Annotated in this window: 14 protein-coding genes; all 14 read left to right on the top strand. The window is 65.9% G+C overall.

Annotation, left to right across the window (positions count from 1 at the left end):
- Positions 1-26: 26 nt before the first annotated feature.
- The 14 genes from JHD63_RS00960 to JHD63_RS00895 all read left to right on the top strand — a co-directional run bounded on the left by JHD63_RS00960 (position 27) and on the right by JHD63_RS00895 (position 15,276).
- Complete coding sequence (locus JHD63_RS00960; RefSeq protein ID WP_198968783.1) at positions 27-1,199, top strand: L-rhamnonate dehydratase; 1,173 nt, start codon at positions 27-29, stop codon at positions 1,197-1,199.
- Between the two features lie 138 nt (positions 1,200-1,337).
- Positions 1,338-2,270 (top strand): dihydrodipicolinate synthase family protein, encoded by a 933-nt coding sequence (locus tag JHD63_RS00955; RefSeq protein ID WP_198968782.1) that lies wholly within the window; start codon positions 1,338-1,340, stop codon positions 2,268-2,270.
- Between the two features lie 69 nt (positions 2,271-2,339).
- Positions 2,340-3,332 carry a Bug family tripartite tricarboxylate transporter substrate binding protein gene (locus JHD63_RS00950; protein WP_233167472.1) on the top strand — a complete coding sequence of 331 codons (993 nt, stop codon included), beginning with the start codon at positions 2,340-2,342 and terminating at the stop codon, positions 3,330-3,332.
- Positions 3,332-4,783 carry a sulfatase-like hydrolase/transferase gene (locus JHD63_RS00945; RefSeq protein ID WP_370590360.1) on the top strand — a complete coding sequence of 484 codons (1,452 nt, stop codon included), beginning with the start codon at positions 3,332-3,334 and terminating at the stop codon, positions 4,781-4,783. Before JHD63_RS00950 ends, JHD63_RS00945 begins: the two co-directional genes overlap by 1 nt.
- Positions 4,784-5,006: 223 nt before the next feature.
- Entirely contained in the window at positions 5,007-6,464 is a 1,458-nt protein-coding gene (locus JHD63_RS00940; protein WP_198968781.1) for an aldehyde dehydrogenase family protein, read from the top strand.
- Between the two features lie 12 nt (positions 6,465-6,476).
- Complete coding sequence (locus JHD63_RS00935; protein WP_233167471.1) at positions 6,477-7,247, top strand: cytochrome b561 domain-containing protein; 771 nt, start codon at positions 6,477-6,479, stop codon at positions 7,245-7,247.
- Between the two features lie 22 nt (positions 7,248-7,269).
- Positions 7,270-8,367 (top strand): ABC transporter ATP-binding protein, encoded by a 1,098-nt coding sequence (locus JHD63_RS00930; protein ID WP_198968780.1) that lies wholly within the window; start codon positions 7,270-7,272, stop codon positions 8,365-8,367.
- 53 nt (positions 8,368-8,420) lie between these two features.
- Entirely contained in the window at positions 8,421-9,755 is a 1,335-nt protein-coding gene (locus JHD63_RS00925) for an ABC transporter substrate-binding protein (RefSeq protein WP_198968779.1), read from the top strand.
- A 10-nt stretch (positions 9,756-9,765) separates the two neighbouring features.
- Positions 9,766-10,659, top strand: a complete 894-nt coding sequence (locus JHD63_RS00920; protein WP_198968778.1) for a carbohydrate ABC transporter permease — start codon at positions 9,766-9,768, stop codon at positions 10,657-10,659.
- The gene (locus JHD63_RS00915) at positions 10,656-11,504 is read left to right on the top strand and encodes a carbohydrate ABC transporter permease (RefSeq protein WP_233167470.1); all 849 of its coding nucleotides are present in this window, start codon (positions 10,656-10,658) and stop codon (positions 11,502-11,504) included. Before JHD63_RS00920 ends, JHD63_RS00915 begins: the two co-directional genes overlap by 4 nt.
- Before the next feature lie 5 nt (positions 11,505-11,509).
- Positions 11,510-12,433 carry an SMP-30/gluconolactonase/LRE family protein gene (locus JHD63_RS00910; RefSeq protein WP_198968777.1) on the top strand — a complete coding sequence of 308 codons (924 nt, stop codon included), beginning with the start codon at positions 11,510-11,512 and terminating at the stop codon, positions 12,431-12,433.
- Complete coding sequence (locus JHD63_RS00905; protein WP_198968776.1) at positions 12,430-13,365, top strand: YncE family protein; 936 nt, start codon at positions 12,430-12,432, stop codon at positions 13,363-13,365. The genes JHD63_RS00910 and JHD63_RS00905 overlap by 4 nt, the downstream gene beginning before the upstream one ends.
- 209 nt (positions 13,366-13,574) lie before the next feature.
- Positions 13,575-14,189, top strand: a complete 615-nt coding sequence (locus JHD63_RS00900; RefSeq protein WP_198968775.1) for a TetR/AcrR family transcriptional regulator — start codon at positions 13,575-13,577, stop codon at positions 14,187-14,189.
- A 199-nt stretch (positions 14,190-14,388) separates the two neighbouring features.
- Positions 14,389-15,276 (top strand): HpcH/HpaI aldolase/citrate lyase family protein, encoded by an 888-nt coding sequence (locus JHD63_RS00895; RefSeq protein ID WP_198968774.1) that lies wholly within the window; start codon positions 14,389-14,391, stop codon positions 15,274-15,276.
- Positions 15,277-15,278: the final 2 nt, after the last annotated feature.

The following is a 15,278-nucleotide window of genomic DNA, read 5'->3' as shown; positions in this document are numbered from 1 at the left end:
CTTCACATTTCCTTGTCGAGACCTTTATGAAGATCAAGTCCGTCCGTGCCCGCGTTTTCCAATGGAAGGGCAAGACCGTTCCGCCGCAGGGCAACTTCTGCTCCAACGCCATGGACCTGGTGTACTCCAACACCGAAAGCATGAGCACCTTCCGCTTCCATTCGTGGACGGTGGTGGAGGTGGAGACCGACGACGGCATCGTCGGCCTGGGCAACGTGGCGCTGGCGCCGGCCATCGCCAAGGCCATCATCGACCAGTACCTGGCGCCGCTGGTGATCGGCCAGGACCCGTGGGACTACGAATACCTGTGGCAGCGCATGTACCGCAGCACCCATGCCTGGGGCCGCAAGGGCGTGACCATGGCCGCCATCTCGGCGGTGGACCTGGCGATCTGGGACATCCTGGGCAAGAGCGTGAACAAGCCGGTGTTCAAGCTGCTGGGCGGGCGCACCAAGGAGAAGATCCCCTGCTACTACAGCAAGCTGTACCGCACCGACCTCAAGGCCATGCAGGAGGAGGCGCAGAAGTTCGTCGACCAGGGCTTCACCGCCTTCAAGATGCGCTTCGGCTACGGCCCGGCGCACCTGCAGAGGGGCGTGGTGGAGAACCTCAAGTCGGTCGAGGCCGTGCGTGAGGTGATCGGCTACGACAAGGACCTGATGCTCGAGTGCTACATGGGCTGGAACCTGGAGTACGCCAAGCGCATGCTGCCCAAGCTCGCAAAATTCGAGCCGCGCTGGCTCGAAGAGCCGGTGATCGCCGACGACATCGACGGCTACGCCGAACTCAACGCCATGAACATCATCCCGATCTCGGGCGGCGAACATGAATTCAGCCTCTACGGCTTCAAGCAACTGCTCGACAAGAAGGCCGTGAGCGTGGTGCAGTACGACACCAACCGCGTGGGCGGCATCACCGCGGCGCACAAGATCAATGCGCTGTGCGAGGCCTACAGCGTGCCGGTCATCCCGCACGCCGGCCAGATGCACAACTACCACCTGACCATGAGCACGCTGGCCTCGCCCATGGCCGAGTACTTCCCCATCTTCGACGTGGAGGTCGGCAACGAGCTGTTCTGGTACATCTTCAATGGCGAGCCGATTGCCGACAACGGCTTCCTGCAACTCAGGGACGATGTGCCCGGCCTGGGCCTCACGCTCAAGACCGAGTACCTCGACCAGTTCGACATCATCGAATGAATCACTAGCCCGCCCCCAGGCTTCGCGCACTTCGTGTCGCTGCGCCAACCCCCTGCCGGGGGCTGTACCAGCGGCCCGGCAAAGCCGGTTCCGCGGTGCTCCGCGAAGCGACATCCACCTCCCGCCACTGTTCAACCCATGACGCCCAGCCTCTCCCACCCACGCTACCGCGGCATCTTCCCCGTCGTGCCTACCACCTTCCACGAGGACGGCACGCTGGACCTGGCCAGCCAGAAGCGCTGCGTCGATTTCATGATCGACTCCGGCGTCGACGGCCTGTGCATCCTGGCCAACTTCTCCGAGCAGTTCCTGCTGGCCGACGACGAGCGCGAACTGCTCACGCGCGCCGTGCTCGAACACGTGGCCGGCCGCCTGCCCGTGATCGTGACCACCACGCACACCAGCACCGCCATCTGCGCCGCGCGCAGCCGCCGCGCGCAGGAGATGGGCGCGGCCATGGTGATGGTGATGCCGCCCTACCACGGCGCCACCTTCCGCTTCAGCGAGGCGCAGATCCGCGCGTTCTACCAGGGGGTGTCGGATGCCATCGACATCCCCATCATGGTCCAGGACGCACCCGCCGCCGGCACGCCCTTGTCGCCCGCCTTCCTCGCGCGCATGGCGCAGGAGATCGAGCAGGTCAGCTACTTCAAGATGGAGACCGCCGGCGCCGCCAGCAAGCTGCGCGAACTCATCGCCTTGGGCGGCGACGCCATCGAAGGCCCCTGGGACGGCGAGGAGGCCATCACCCTGCTGGCCGACCTCGAGGCCGGCGCCACCGGCGCCATGACCGGCGGCGCCTTTGCCGACGGCATACGGCCGATCATCGAAGCCCACCGCAGCGGCGACAAGGACACGGCCTTCGCCCAGTACCAGCGCTGGCTGCCGCTGATCAACCACGAGAACCGCCAGGCCGGCTTTCTCGCGGCCAAGGCGCTGATGAAGGAGGGCGGCGTGATCGCCTGCGAGGCGCCGCGCTCGCCCTGGCCGCCACTGCACCCCGAGGTGCGCCGCCAACTGATCGACATCGCTCGCCGGCTCGATCCGCTGGTGCTGCGCTGGGGTCGATAGCGCCATTGTCAGCGTAGACCCGACCCCGCGGCCCGGTGTGACGCCCATTCCAATCCCCAGGAGACATTCATGTACGCTTCCATCCGCCCAGGGACACGCAGAAGTACGCTGCTGTCGATCTTCCTGTCGCTGAGCGCGACTGCTACCGTGGCCGAGGACAAGTTTCCCACGCGGCCCGTGCGCATCATCGTCGGCTCGGAAGCCGGCAGTGCGCCGGACCTGCTTGCGCGCGTGGTCGCCAGCGAGATGGGACCTCTTCTGGGCCAGGCGATCATTGTCGAGAACCGGGCGGGCGCTGCCGGCACCATCGGCGCCGGCTTTGTCGCAAGCTCGCCTGCCGACGGTTACTCGCTGCTGATGGGGACCGTGTCCAACGTCGCGCTGGCGCCGTCCTTCTATCCGATCCGCTACAACCCCAACACCAGCTTCACGCCTATCGGCATGGTTGCATCGGTGCCACTGGTCCTGGTGGCAACACCCGCGCTGGGCGTGCACAGCTTTCTGGAACTGCAAGCCAAGGCCAGGCAACTGAGCGCTTCGGATCGGTACGCCTATTCTTCGCCGGGTGTCGGCGGGCCCCAGCATCTGGCCGGCGTGCTACTGCAAGCGCCACTTGGCGTGGCGTTGCTGCATATCCCTTACAAGAGCGGCGGCGCCGCGACGACGGCTGTGGCGGCGGGCGATGTGCAGCTCGCATTCGCGGGCATCCCGGCGGCGCAGAGCCTGGCCCTTGGCAAGAAGGTGGTGTCGCTGTTCGTTACGTCGCCCAGGCGCTCTTCCGCCATGCCTGAAGTTCCCTCGGCCACCGAGGCGGGCCTGCCGTCGTTCGACATCGATAACTGGCATGCCCTGTTCGCGCCGGCTAATACTCCACCGGCGGTCCGGGCCACGCTGGAGGCGGCGCTGATCAAGGCGCTGGCGGTGCCGGCGGTGAAGGAGCAGTTCCAGAAAGCTGGCGCCGATGTGGCCTCGAGTACCAGCAGCGAACTGGCTGCCAAGGTCGCTTCGGAGGCTGCGCGCTGGAGCAAGATCGTGGCGGACAACAAATTGAAGGCTGAATAGTGGACGCGCAAAACCTGCTGATCATCATGGACGACGAGCACAACAAGAAGGTGCTCGGCTACAACGGACATTCCGTGGTGAAGACCCCCAACCTCGACCGCTTTGCGACCGGGGGCACGGTCTTCGACAACGCCTACTCCAGTTCGCCGATCTGTGTGCCCGCGCGGGCAGCATTCGCCACCGGGCAGTACGTGCACGACAACAGCTGCTGGGACAACGCGATTGCCTACGACGGCAGCACGCCGAGCTGGGCGCATGTGCTGCGGGATGCCGGGCACCTGGTCACCTCGATCGGCAAGCTGCACTACACCAACGAAGAGATCGACGGCGGGTTTTCCGAGCAGATCATTCCCATGCACATCGAGGCAGGCGTGGGCGATCTCTATGGCCTGATCCGGGAACCACTACCCACGCGCCACCAGTCCAAGGACCTGGCCCAGAGCATCGGCCCGGGTGAGAGCAGTTACACCCGCTACGACCGCGACATCACCGCCAAGACGGTCGAGTGGCTGCGCGGCACCGGTCGCGCGCAGCACGGCAAGCCCTGGGTACTGTATTCCTCCTTCATCGCGCCGCATTCGCCGCTGATTGCCCCGCCGGAGTTCTACGAGCTGTACTCCGCTCGCGAGATCGCGCTGCCGACGAAGCGGGTGCAGTACCACCCCTGGATCAAGGCCTGGAACGACTGCTACCAGTTCGATTCGTACTTCGAGAGCGACGAGCAGCGCCGCATCGCCATTGCCTCGTACTACGGGCTGTGCTCCTTCCTGGATTCGAACGTCGGCAAGATTCTTTCCGCGCTGGAGGAGACCGGGCTGGCGCACAACACCCGCGTGCTGTTTCTCTCGGACCACGGTGACAACCTGGGCGCCCGGGCGCTTTGGGGTAAGTCGACCATGTACGAGGAGTCGGTGGGCGTGCCGATGGTTGCGTCCGGCCCCGGCGTTGCGCGCGGGCGGCGTGTGCGCACGCCGGTGTCCCATGTCGATTGCTTCCCCTCGGTGATGCAGGCGGCGGGAGCGGAAGAGCTGACCCCTGCGGGGCTGCCGGGCCGTTCGCTGTTCGACGTCGCCGAGGAAGCCTATGACCCGGAACGGGCAGTGTTCAGCGAGTACCATGCCGCGGGTGCCGTCAGCGCAGCCTACATGCTGCGCAAGGGCCGCTATAAGTACATCCACTACACCGGCATGACCCCCGAGCTGTTCGACCTCGAATCCGACCCGGAGGAGGTCCAGGACCTCGCGGCTCGGCCGGCGATGAGCGACGTGCTCGAGGACTTCGGGCAGATTCTGGCCTCCATCTGCGATCCGGTCGCCACCGACCTGGCCGCCAAAAAGGACCAGCAGGCCCTGATTGCAGCGCATGGAGGCGTCGAGAAGATCCTTGCCCGTGGTGGAAGCAGCTACACACCGATCCCCGGCGAAGAAGTCAAGTTGCTGGGCAACGCTTGAACGGAGCCGCTTGCCGTGCTGTACGAGCTCATCGCTTCGCTTGCGAAGCCCACGGTGGCGGATCTTCTGGCCGCCTCTTCAAGGGCAGGCTGGGCCAGCGTCGGCTCGCCGAAAAAGCAGTGGTAGCCCCGTGTGTGCCATGCCGTTGTGCTCCAACGGCCTGCGGCTGCGGTGCAGAGGACACCGGGCATCGCAGCGATTTTCTGATTGCCCAGGAGACACCATGACGCACAGTGCGCCGCATCTGAACTTCATCAACGGCGAGTGGTTGGCCGGCTACGCGATGGGCCCGAACCGCAACCCGAGCCATCTGGCCGAAGTGATCGCCGAATACGCCCAGGGCGACGCGGCCCAGGTCGATGCAGCGGTGCAGGCCGCGCTCGCCGCCTTCCCAGCGTGGTCCACCAGCGGCATCCAGTCGCGCAGCGAGGCGCTGGACAAAATCGGCACCGAAATCCTCGCGCGCAAGGAAGAACTGGGCACGCTGCTCTCGCGCGAAGAGGGCAAGACCAAACCCGAAGGCATTGGCGAAGTCACGCGCGCGGGCCAGATCTTCAAGTTCTTCGCCGGCGAATGCCTGCGCCTGGCTGGCGAGGTGCTGCCCTCGGTGCGCCCGGGCATCGGCGTGGAGATCACGCGCGAGCCGATCGGGGTGGTGGGACTGATCACCCCGTGGAACTTCCCCATCGCGATCCCGGCCTGGAAGATCGCGCCGGCATTGGCCTTCGGCAACTGCGTGGTCCTGAAGCCCGCCGACCTGGTGCCGGGCAGCGCCTGGGCACTGGCCGAGATCATCAGCCGCTCGGGCACCCCGGCCGGCGTGTTCAACCTGGTCATGGGCCGCGGCAGCGTGATCGGCGATGCGCTGGTCAGGCACCCCGGCATTGCCGGTATCAGCTTCACCGGCTCCACCGGCGTGGGCAGGCGCATCGCCCAGGCCTGCGTCGAAAGCCACAAGAAGGTGCAGCTGGAGATGGGCGGCAAGAACCCGCAGATCATCCTGGACGACGCCGACCTGGCCCAGGCGGTGGAATTGAGCGTGCAAAGCGCCTTCTACTCCACCGGCCAGCGCTGCACCGCCTCCAGCCGTCTGATCGTCACCCAGGGCATCTATCCGAGATTCGTCGAGGCCATCAAGGCGCGCATGGACGGGATCAAGGTGGGCGACGCTCTCGCCGCCGGCACCGACGTCGGCCCGGTCGTGAGCCAGGCGCAACTGGAGCAGGACCTGAGCTATGTCGAGATCGGCAAGGCCGAAGGCGCCGCCGTCTACGCCGGTGGCGGCCGCGTGGCCTGCCACACCGGAAGCGGCAACGAAGGCTTCTTCATGGCGCCCACGCTGTTCACCGACACCACCAGAGGCATGCGCGTGAACCGCGAGGAGATCTTCGGCCCGGTCGCCAGCGTGATCCGCGTGAAGGATTACGAAGAGGCCCTGGCCACCGCCAACGACACCGAGTTCGGCCTGTCCGCCGGCATCGCCACCACCAGCCTGAAGTACGCCACTCACTTCAAGCGCCACAGCCAGGCCGGCATGGTCATGGTCAACCTGCCGACCGCGGGCGTGGACTACCACGTGCCCTTCGGCGGGCGCAAGGCCAGCAGCTACGGCCCGAGGGAGCAGGGCCGGTATGCACAGGAGTTCTTCACCATGGTCAAGACCGCCTATACGCTGGCCTGAGCCGTCAGACCCATGTCCGCTTTGCCCGCCGCTCTGATCGACTGGTTGCTGCTGCCGCTCAGCGGCGCGACCGACCATCGGATCGCGCCATGGGCTTCATGGCATGGCAGGCTGATGGTGCTCGCCTGGGCGGTCCTGCTGCCGCTGGGTGTGATGGCGGCGCGCTTCTTCAAGGTGATGCCCGGCCAGGACTGGCCACGCCGCCTGGACCACAAGGCGTGGTGGCACGCCCACCGTGCGCTGCAGTATGCCGGCGTGGCGGTGATGAGCCTGGGCATCGTGCTCGCATGGGGGCACGCCGCTGGCGCGACGGCGCTGGCGCGTTGGCATGGCTGGCTGGGCTGGATACTGCTCGCGCTGGGCTGGCTGCAGGTGGTTGGCGGCTGGCTGCGGGGCAGCAAGGGCGGCCCGAGCGATGCCACGCTGCGGGGCGACCACTACGACATGAGCCTGCGCCGGCGGGTTTTCGAGCGTTTGCACAAGGCTCTGGGCTACCTGGCGCTTGCGCTCGCCATGCTCACCATCACGTTGGGCCTGGCCGTGGCGGACGCGCCGCGCTGGATGTGGCTGGGCATCGCGGCGTGGTGGATGCTATGGCTCGCGGGCTTCGTCCGGCTCCAGCGCAGGGGCCGGTGCATCGACACTTACCAGGCGATCTGGGGCCCTGGCGACGAACACCCGGGCAACCGGATGCCCGTCATCGGCTGGGGCGTGCGGCGTTACAGCGCCGAGGCATGGGCTCGGCGCATGCGCGAGCTGCGGCGGACGCCCCCCATCCATTGAATTCTCAACCGACTAGAACAACATGCACGAGACAAACCACACTCATACGACGGCCGGTCTGGAACTCCAGGGCGTCGTCAAGCGTTTTGGCGATGCCACGGTCGTGCAGCAGATGGATCTGCGGGTCGATCCGGGGGAGTTCGTCGTGCTGCTCGGCGAGTCGGGCTGCGGAAAATCGACCACGCTGCGCATGATCGCAGGGCTCGAAACCGTCACCGAGGGCAGCATCCGGATTGAAGGCCGCGACGTGACCCATCTGCAGCCGATGGCACGGGACATCGCGATGGTGTTCCAGAACTACGCGCTCTACCCGCACATGGACGTGGCGCAGAACATGAGCTTCGCGCTCGAACTCGCCGGCGCCCCGAAGGCCGAGATCACGCGCCGGGTCGGCGACGCCGCGCGCATCCTGGGCATTGAGCCCCTGCTCGGCCGCAAGCCCAAGGAGCTGTCGGGCGGGCAGCGGCAGCGTGTGGCCATCGGCCGCGCCATCGTGCGCGAGCCCAAGGTGTTCCTGTTCGACGAGCCGCTGTCCAACCTCGATGCCAAGCTGCGCGGCCACATGCGGACCGAGCTGGCCGTGCTGCATGAGCGGCTGGGCAAGACCACGGTCTATGTCACGCACGATCAGGTCGAGGCCATGACGCTGGCCTCGCGCATCGTGATCTTCGACAGGGGCCGCATCCAGCAGGTCGGTACGCCGGCTGAGGTGTTCAACCACCCCGCCAATCTGTTCGTGGCCGCCTTCATCGGCATGCCGGGCATGAACCTGCTGGACGCCACGCTGCGGTCCGACGGGCGCATCGAGGGCGGCGGGTTCGCACTGCGGATCCCGCAGCCTTCCGGCAGCACCGTGGGCGAAGTGGTGGTCGGGATCCGCCCGCAGACGTTGCGGATTGCACCGGGCGGCGGCACGCTGGAGATGGAGGTCAAGGTGGTCGAGTACCTGGGCACGGAGAGCGTGCTGGTCGGCTGCCTGGCGGGCCGGCCCGGCGCGCGCCTGACCGCCATGATGCCAGGGCAGCGCACGGACTTGCTGCACCAGCGCGTCAGCCTCGAGGTCGATCCGGCCAGCCTTCATCTGTTCGCCAAGTCCAGCGGACTGCGACTTGCCCGGTGAGCCCCCGGGCCCGATTCTTCCCTGCGCGTTGATATTTTCAAGGAGACAACACCATGCAACGTCGAGACTTACTGAAGACCACCGGCCTGTCCCTGTTCGGGGCCGCGCTGCCCATTGCCAGCAGCCATGCGCAGGACCGCTACGCCAAGTACAAAGGCCAGACGCTGGTGGTCAGCATACCGGCGCATCCGCACTACGACGCGATGCAGAAGCTGCTGCCCGATTTCACGCGGGAAACCGGCATCAAGGTCGAGGTCGACAAGCTGCAGATCCTGCGCATGAAGGACAAGCAGTTGCTGGAGATGGCAAAGCGGCAGGGCGACTACGACCTGGTGTGCTACGTCGTGATGTGGAAGGGCGAGTACGTCAAGAAGGGGCTGATCCGCGAGCTCGAGCCCTTCCTGAAAAACACGGCGCTGGCCGATCCGGACTTCGACCTCAAGGACATCGTGCCGGCCTACCTGGAGAACATCGGCCTGGTCGGCGGGCCCAAGGGCTATTTGCCCGGCCCCGGCGCCAGGCTCTACGGCCTGCCCTACGGTGCCGAGACGTCGATCATGGCCTACCGACGCGACATCTTCGCCAAGCACGACCTGAACCCGCCGCAGAACTATGCCGAGTTCCAGGCCCTGCTGCGCACGCTCAAGGACAAGGAGGGCATCGGCGCGCTGACCTCGCGCGGACAGGCTGGCCACCAGTGCGTGCATGCCTGGCTGCTGCACCTCAACCCGATGGGCGGCAAGATCTTCGATGCCAACTGGCAGCCTCGCTTCAACGACGAGATCGGCGTCAAGGCGCTCACCTTCCTCAAGGAAGTGTCCGACACCGGGCCGGCGGGCATTCCGAGCTATGGACAAGGCGAAATGATGACGGCGTTCCTGCAGGGGCAGTCGGCCATGTACCTCGACTCCACCGTGATCTTCGGGCCGGTGAAGGACCCGGCCAGTTCGAAGATCAACGGCAAGGTCAGCTATGCGCTGCACCCCAAGGGAGTGCGCTACTCCTCGCAGTCGGGCGGCCTCGGGCTGGCGATCCCGAAGAATGCGAAGAACGCCGATGCCGCCTTCCTGCTGATGCAATGGCTCACCAGCAAGCGGCAGGACGTCGCTGTCGCCAGAGCCGGCGGCGTGCCCACGCGCCTGAGCACCATCGCCAACGCCGATCTGGTGCGCCAGTACCCGGAGTACATCACGCTGCGAGACCAACTGCAGTATTCCGACCCTGACTGGCGTCCGATCATTCCCGAGTGGGACGAGATCAACGTGCAGGCCTTGGGTGTCGTCATCTCCGAAGCGCTGACCGGCAAGAAGTCGCCGAAGGAGGCGCTCGATGGCGCGGTGCCCAAGGTCATGGACATCATGAAGCGTGGCGGCTACCTCAAGACCTGAGCGAGGCGACATGAAATCCCCCTCCTGGGCGCCGTTGCTGTACGTCGGCCCGGCCGCCGCCGTGATGGCCGCGGCCTGCCTGTACCCGGTGCTGTCCGCCATGCAGCTGGGTTTCTACGACTGGAGCATCGGTACGCCCTGGGCTGACGCCAAGTGGGTTGGCCTCGACACCTTCGCGCGCGTGCTGCAGGACCTGGCGGTCTGGCGTTCCTTGTGGACCACGCTGGTGTTCGCCTTCGTCTGCGTCGCGGCGGAGATGGTGCTGGGCATCGCCCTGGCCCTGGCGCTGGAAGAGCGGGCGGGCCGGCGGCTGCGCGGCATGGCGTTCTTTCGTACGCTCTTCATCCTGCCGATGATGATCGCGCCGATTGCCGTGGGCCTGACCTGGCGCTACCTGTTCGATGCGCAGTTCGGCCTGCTCAACGCGCTGCTCGGGGTGGTCGGCATCGCGCCGCTGGGATGGCTGGCCGATGAACGGCTGGCCTTCGCGGCCATCGTCATCGCCGACATCTGGCAGTGGACGCCCTTCGTCTTCGTCATGATGATCGCGGCGCTGGCCAACATCGACGGCGCCGTGCTGGAGGCGGCGCGGATGGACGGCGCCAACTGGCGCCAGACCACCTTCCGGGTCAAGCTGCCGATGGTGATGCACGTGATCATGATCACCCTGCTGATGCGCCTCATCGACGCCTTCCGGGTGCTGGAGGTGATCTACATCCTGACCTTCGGCGGCCCGGGCGACTCGACCGAGATCCTTGCGCTGCACATCTACAAGACCGCGTTCGTCGGCCAGCAGCTCGGCGCCGCCGCGGCGATCTCGGTGCTGTTGCTGGTGGTGGTGGCGCTGTTGTCCTGGGCGGCGCTGCGCCTGTCCGATCCATTGAAAGAGGAGCAGCACGCATGACGTCCTCGGTTTCGCGCGCGCATGCCTCCATCGACCCGATGCGCGTGCTTCACTACGCAGCCCTGGTCGTCCTGGCGGTCTTCTGCGTGGCGCCCATCGTCGTCATGTTCTCGACCTCGTTGAAGGTGCAGACGCAGATATTCTCCGGCGGCATCCACCTCCTGTTCGCGCCGACGCTGGACAACTACCGCGATGTGCTCGGCGCCAGCGGCTTCGACCGTTACCTGGTCAACAGCCTGGTGGTGGGCATCGCTTCGACGCTGCTCACGCTGGCGCTGGGCTGCATGGCGGCGTACGGCCTGGTGCGGCTGCGCTTCCGGGGCAGGCGTGCCGTGGCCTACACGACACTGCTGCTGCGCACCGTGCCGCTGGCGGTGCTGGCGGTGCCGGCGTTCATGATCTGGGACCACTTCGGGCTCATCAATTCGCTGTCCGGACTGATCCTGCTCTACGTGGCGGTGAACCTGCCCTTCACCATCTGGCTTCTGTATGGATTCATCCAGCAGGTGCCGATCGAGCTGGAGGAAGCTGCCGCGATCGACGGCTGTGGTTCGGTCAGGATCTTCTGGAAGATCGTGCTGCCCCTGATCAAGCCGGGCCTGGCAGCCGCGGCGATCTTCACCTTTCGCATTGCCTGGAACGAATTCATCCTGGCCCTGGTGCTGACCGACCGCGCCACGCGCACGCTGCCGGTGGCGGCGTCGCTCTACGTCACTGACATCGGTGTGGACTGGGGCAAGATCATGGCCCTTGGCAGCCTCATCGCGATCCCGCCGCTGATCTTCACCTTCATCGCGGCGCGGCAGATCATCACCGGACTGACGGCTGGCGCCGTCAAGGGGTAGGCGCCATGGCACGCGACATCGAGGTCTTCGACGAACGCCTGCGGCCGGTCGTGCAGGGCGCCCGGCTGGAGAAGCTGTGCAGCGGCGCCCTCTGGAGCGAGGGGCCTGTCTGGCTGCGCGAGGACGACGCCGTGCTCTGGAGCGACATTCCCAACAACCGCATGCTGCGCTGGTCGGCGGCCGGAGGCCTGAGCGTGTGGCGCGAGCGCGTGGAGTACACCAACGGCCACGCGCTGGACCTCAACGGCGACCTGCTGCATTGCTCGCATGGCCTGCGCGCCATCATGCGCACGCCGCGCCGGGAAGGCCGCATCCTGGCCGAAACGCCTGACGAGCTGGTGGTGAACCGCTATCAGGGAAAGCGCCTCAATTCGCCCAACGACATCGTGGTCAAGCGCGACGGCACAGTCTGGTTCACCGATCCGCCCTATGGCATCCTGAGTGAGCGCGAAGGCCACAAGGCGCCTCGCGAGCAACTCGCCAACCATGTGTTCTGCTTCGATCCCCGCACCGGCACCCTGCATGCGGCGACCGATGCGGTGGAGGAGCCCAACGGCCTGGCATTCTCCCCGGACGAATCCGTGCTCTACGTCAGCGACACGTCGGCCGCGCTCCGCCAGGGCGGCCATCACCGCATCGTGGCCTTCGATGTGTCCGGCCACATCCTCGTCAACATGCGTCTGGTCGCCAGCATCAGTCCTGGCCTGCCCGACGGGTTTCGACTCGATCGCCAGGGTTGGATCTATACCAGCAGCGAGGATGCCGTGCAGGTGCTCTCTCCCGAGGGAGCTTTGCTCGGCCGGATTCCGGTCCCGGAAAAGGTGGGCAACCTGACGTTCGGCGGGCCGGGCCGCAACCAGCTCTACATCGTGGCGAGTACCTCGCTCTATCGCATCATCCTGAATACCCAAGGAATACAACAGCCATGAACCGCGAAATCCTGCTGCTGGTGGAGAAGTGCAGCCACTGCTTCAGCTACTACGACGTCGCCACGGGGGAGCGACTGCACAGCATTGCGCTGGACGACTATCCTCACGAGTTCGTGGTCGACCGCGACAAGCGCTTCGCCTACGTCGGCCATTACGGTGTGGAAACCTCGGGGCACCTCGGGCACGGCGGAACGCAGATTTTCCAGATCGACATCCCGGGGCGACGACTGGTGCGCAAGATCGACATTGCGCCCTTCAACCGCCTGCACGGCATGCAGATGGACCAGGACGGTAGGCTGTATGCCCTCAGCGAGGACCGTGCGCAACTGGTGGTCATCGACAAGCCCGCCACCGACAGCGCCCCGCGCCGCGCCGTGCCCACCGGCGGCATCAAGAGCCACCTCTTCGCGCTGACCCGGGATGGCCGCACGGCGTTTTCCATGAACCTGCTGTCGCATACGGTAACCAAGTTCAAGCCCTACGACGCGACCTTCACACCCGTGCCCTGCGCTCCCGGGGAGAAGCCCGAGGGCTATGCCCTGAGCGCGGACGAGAAGACCTTGCTCGTCACGAACCGCTGGAGCAACACCGTCTGCGCCATCGACGTCGCCACCATGCAGGTCACGCGCTCTGCACCGACGCGCGACGACGCCACGCGGCTCTATCTGTACCGTGACGGCCGCTTGGTGGCGACGAACTACGGCGACCGCAGCCTGTCGGTCATCGACCCCGCCACACTCCAGGAACTGGCGCACATACCGATGGAAGCTCGCGCCATCGCACTGAGCTACCACCCCGAAGAACCTCTGGCATTCGTCAGCCAGGACAACGACAGGATCGGCATCTTCAACATGGAGACCCTGAGATTCGACCGCTTCTTCTCCACCCAGCGCGAACCCGATGTCTCGCAGCTCGTCTTGATGGATTGGTGAAACTGTCCAAGCGCTTCCCTTCGGCAGGCCGGGGCGCATCAACGGGGTTGCGTCCGCCGCATAGAGGGCTCCAGCCACTCGAACACCCCTACGCTCCGCGGCGCCGGCAGCGCACCCCAGCAGCAGGCCGCTCTGGTGAGCGGCCGTAACCATCCACCTTCGGCCTGTTAGGATTGCTGCACTCCACTACCGACTCGAATGCAGCATACATGGCAAGAAGGCCGACGAGCGCCAATGGCGCCAGCGACACCCGGGAAAATCTGCTGAAGCTTGCAGCGCGCACGTTCGGCATGCAGGGCTATTCCGCCACCACGATGCGCAACATCGCCGAGCAGGCGGGTATCGAGGCTGCCAGCATCTACTACCACTTCCCGTCGAAGGAAGACCTGGTCGACGAGGTGATGGAGCAGGGCGCCGACCGCATCCTCCACCACCTGAACGAGCAGCTCGATGCGCTCGGGCCTGGCGCGACCGCGGAGCAGCGCTTTCGGGCCGCCGTGCTGGGGCAGATGTCTGGTCTGGTCAAGCATGGCGACTTCGCCCTGGCCAACAGCCGGCTGCTGGGGCAGTTGCCCGACAAGGTGCGGGAGCGCCAGATCAAGCGGCGCGAGCGCCACCAGAAGTTCTGGAACGGCCTGCTGGAGGCCCTGCGCTCGGAGGGTCGGCTGCGTGAGGACGTGGACATCCATCTGGCGCGCATCTTCATCCTGGGCAGCATTAACTCCATCCAGTCGTGGTTCAACCCGCGCAAGGGGGCGCTGGGCAAGGTCGCGGATCAGCTCTGCGACATGTTCTTCTCAGGGGTGAGCCCGCCGGCTTCCTGATCCTTCTTCGCCGGACTACGCGCACCGTTCCGATGGCGCGCCTGCTTTCACAGAGAGGCAGGCGCGCCATTTTCTTTTGCGCGGCCCGATCGGGGACCGTGTAAACCCTAATAGGAAAAACACGGCGCTTTCGTCAAGCTAACTATCAGTTGTTAGGTAAATAGAACATCCGAAAAATGAACCACATGCCGAGATGCTCATGACGTCGCCAATGAAACCCATTCGATCCTTTCTCTTCGTTCCAGGCAACAAGGAGTCGATGCTCGACAAGGCGGCCGCTGCCCGCGCCGACGCGCTGATCCTCGACCTCGAAGACAGCGTGCCGCCCGCGGAGAAGCTCGCCGCGCGCGCCCTGGTCGCCCGGAAGATCCCGGAACTCATCGCGCGGGGCCAGCGCATCTGGGTGCGCGTCAACCGCACGGCGCACATCTATGACCTGGATGACATCCTGGCCGTGGTGCAGCCCGGCCTGGAAGGCATCTACATCTCCAAGCCCTGGGGTCCGGAAGACGTGCACATGGCCTCCTGCATGATCGCGGAGGCCGAGACGCGCGCCAACCTGCCGCTGGGCTCCGTCGGCCTGATTCCGCTGCTGGAGACCGCGCGCTCGATGCAGCTGTGCTATGAGATCGCGCAGATTGCGCGCGTCACCGGCATCGTCGGCGCCACGGCCAAGAACGCCGACGTGGGCCGCGCGCTGAAGTACGTGTGGACGGCGGAAGGCCGCGAATCGGAATACATGAAGTCGCGCGTGGTCATGGCCGCGCGCGCGGCCGGCAAGCAGCCGATCGGCGGCATCTGGCAGCAGATCAAGGACCTGGAGGGGCTGGCCAGGGCATCCGCGTTCGACCGGCAGCTCGGCATGTCCGGCGAGCTCGCGCTGCACCCGATGCAGGTGGAAACCATCAACCGCACCTACACGCCCACGGCGGAGGAGGTGGCGTTCTACCAGGGAATGATCGACGCGCTCGAAGCCGCGCAGAAGCAGGGCCGCGCGTCGGTCATGTACGACGGCGAGCACATCGACATCGCCCACGTCAAGACCGCGCGCGACGTGATCGCGCTCGCCCAATCGCTCAACGGCTGACT

The organism is Xylophilus sp. ASV27 (assembly GCF_016428875.1).
Classification (GTDB): Bacteria; Pseudomonadota; Gammaproteobacteria; order Burkholderiales; family Burkholderiaceae_C; genus Xylophilus.
Note: the sequence above shows the minus strand (reverse complement) of the source record. Positions and strands in the feature narration are given on the sequence as shown.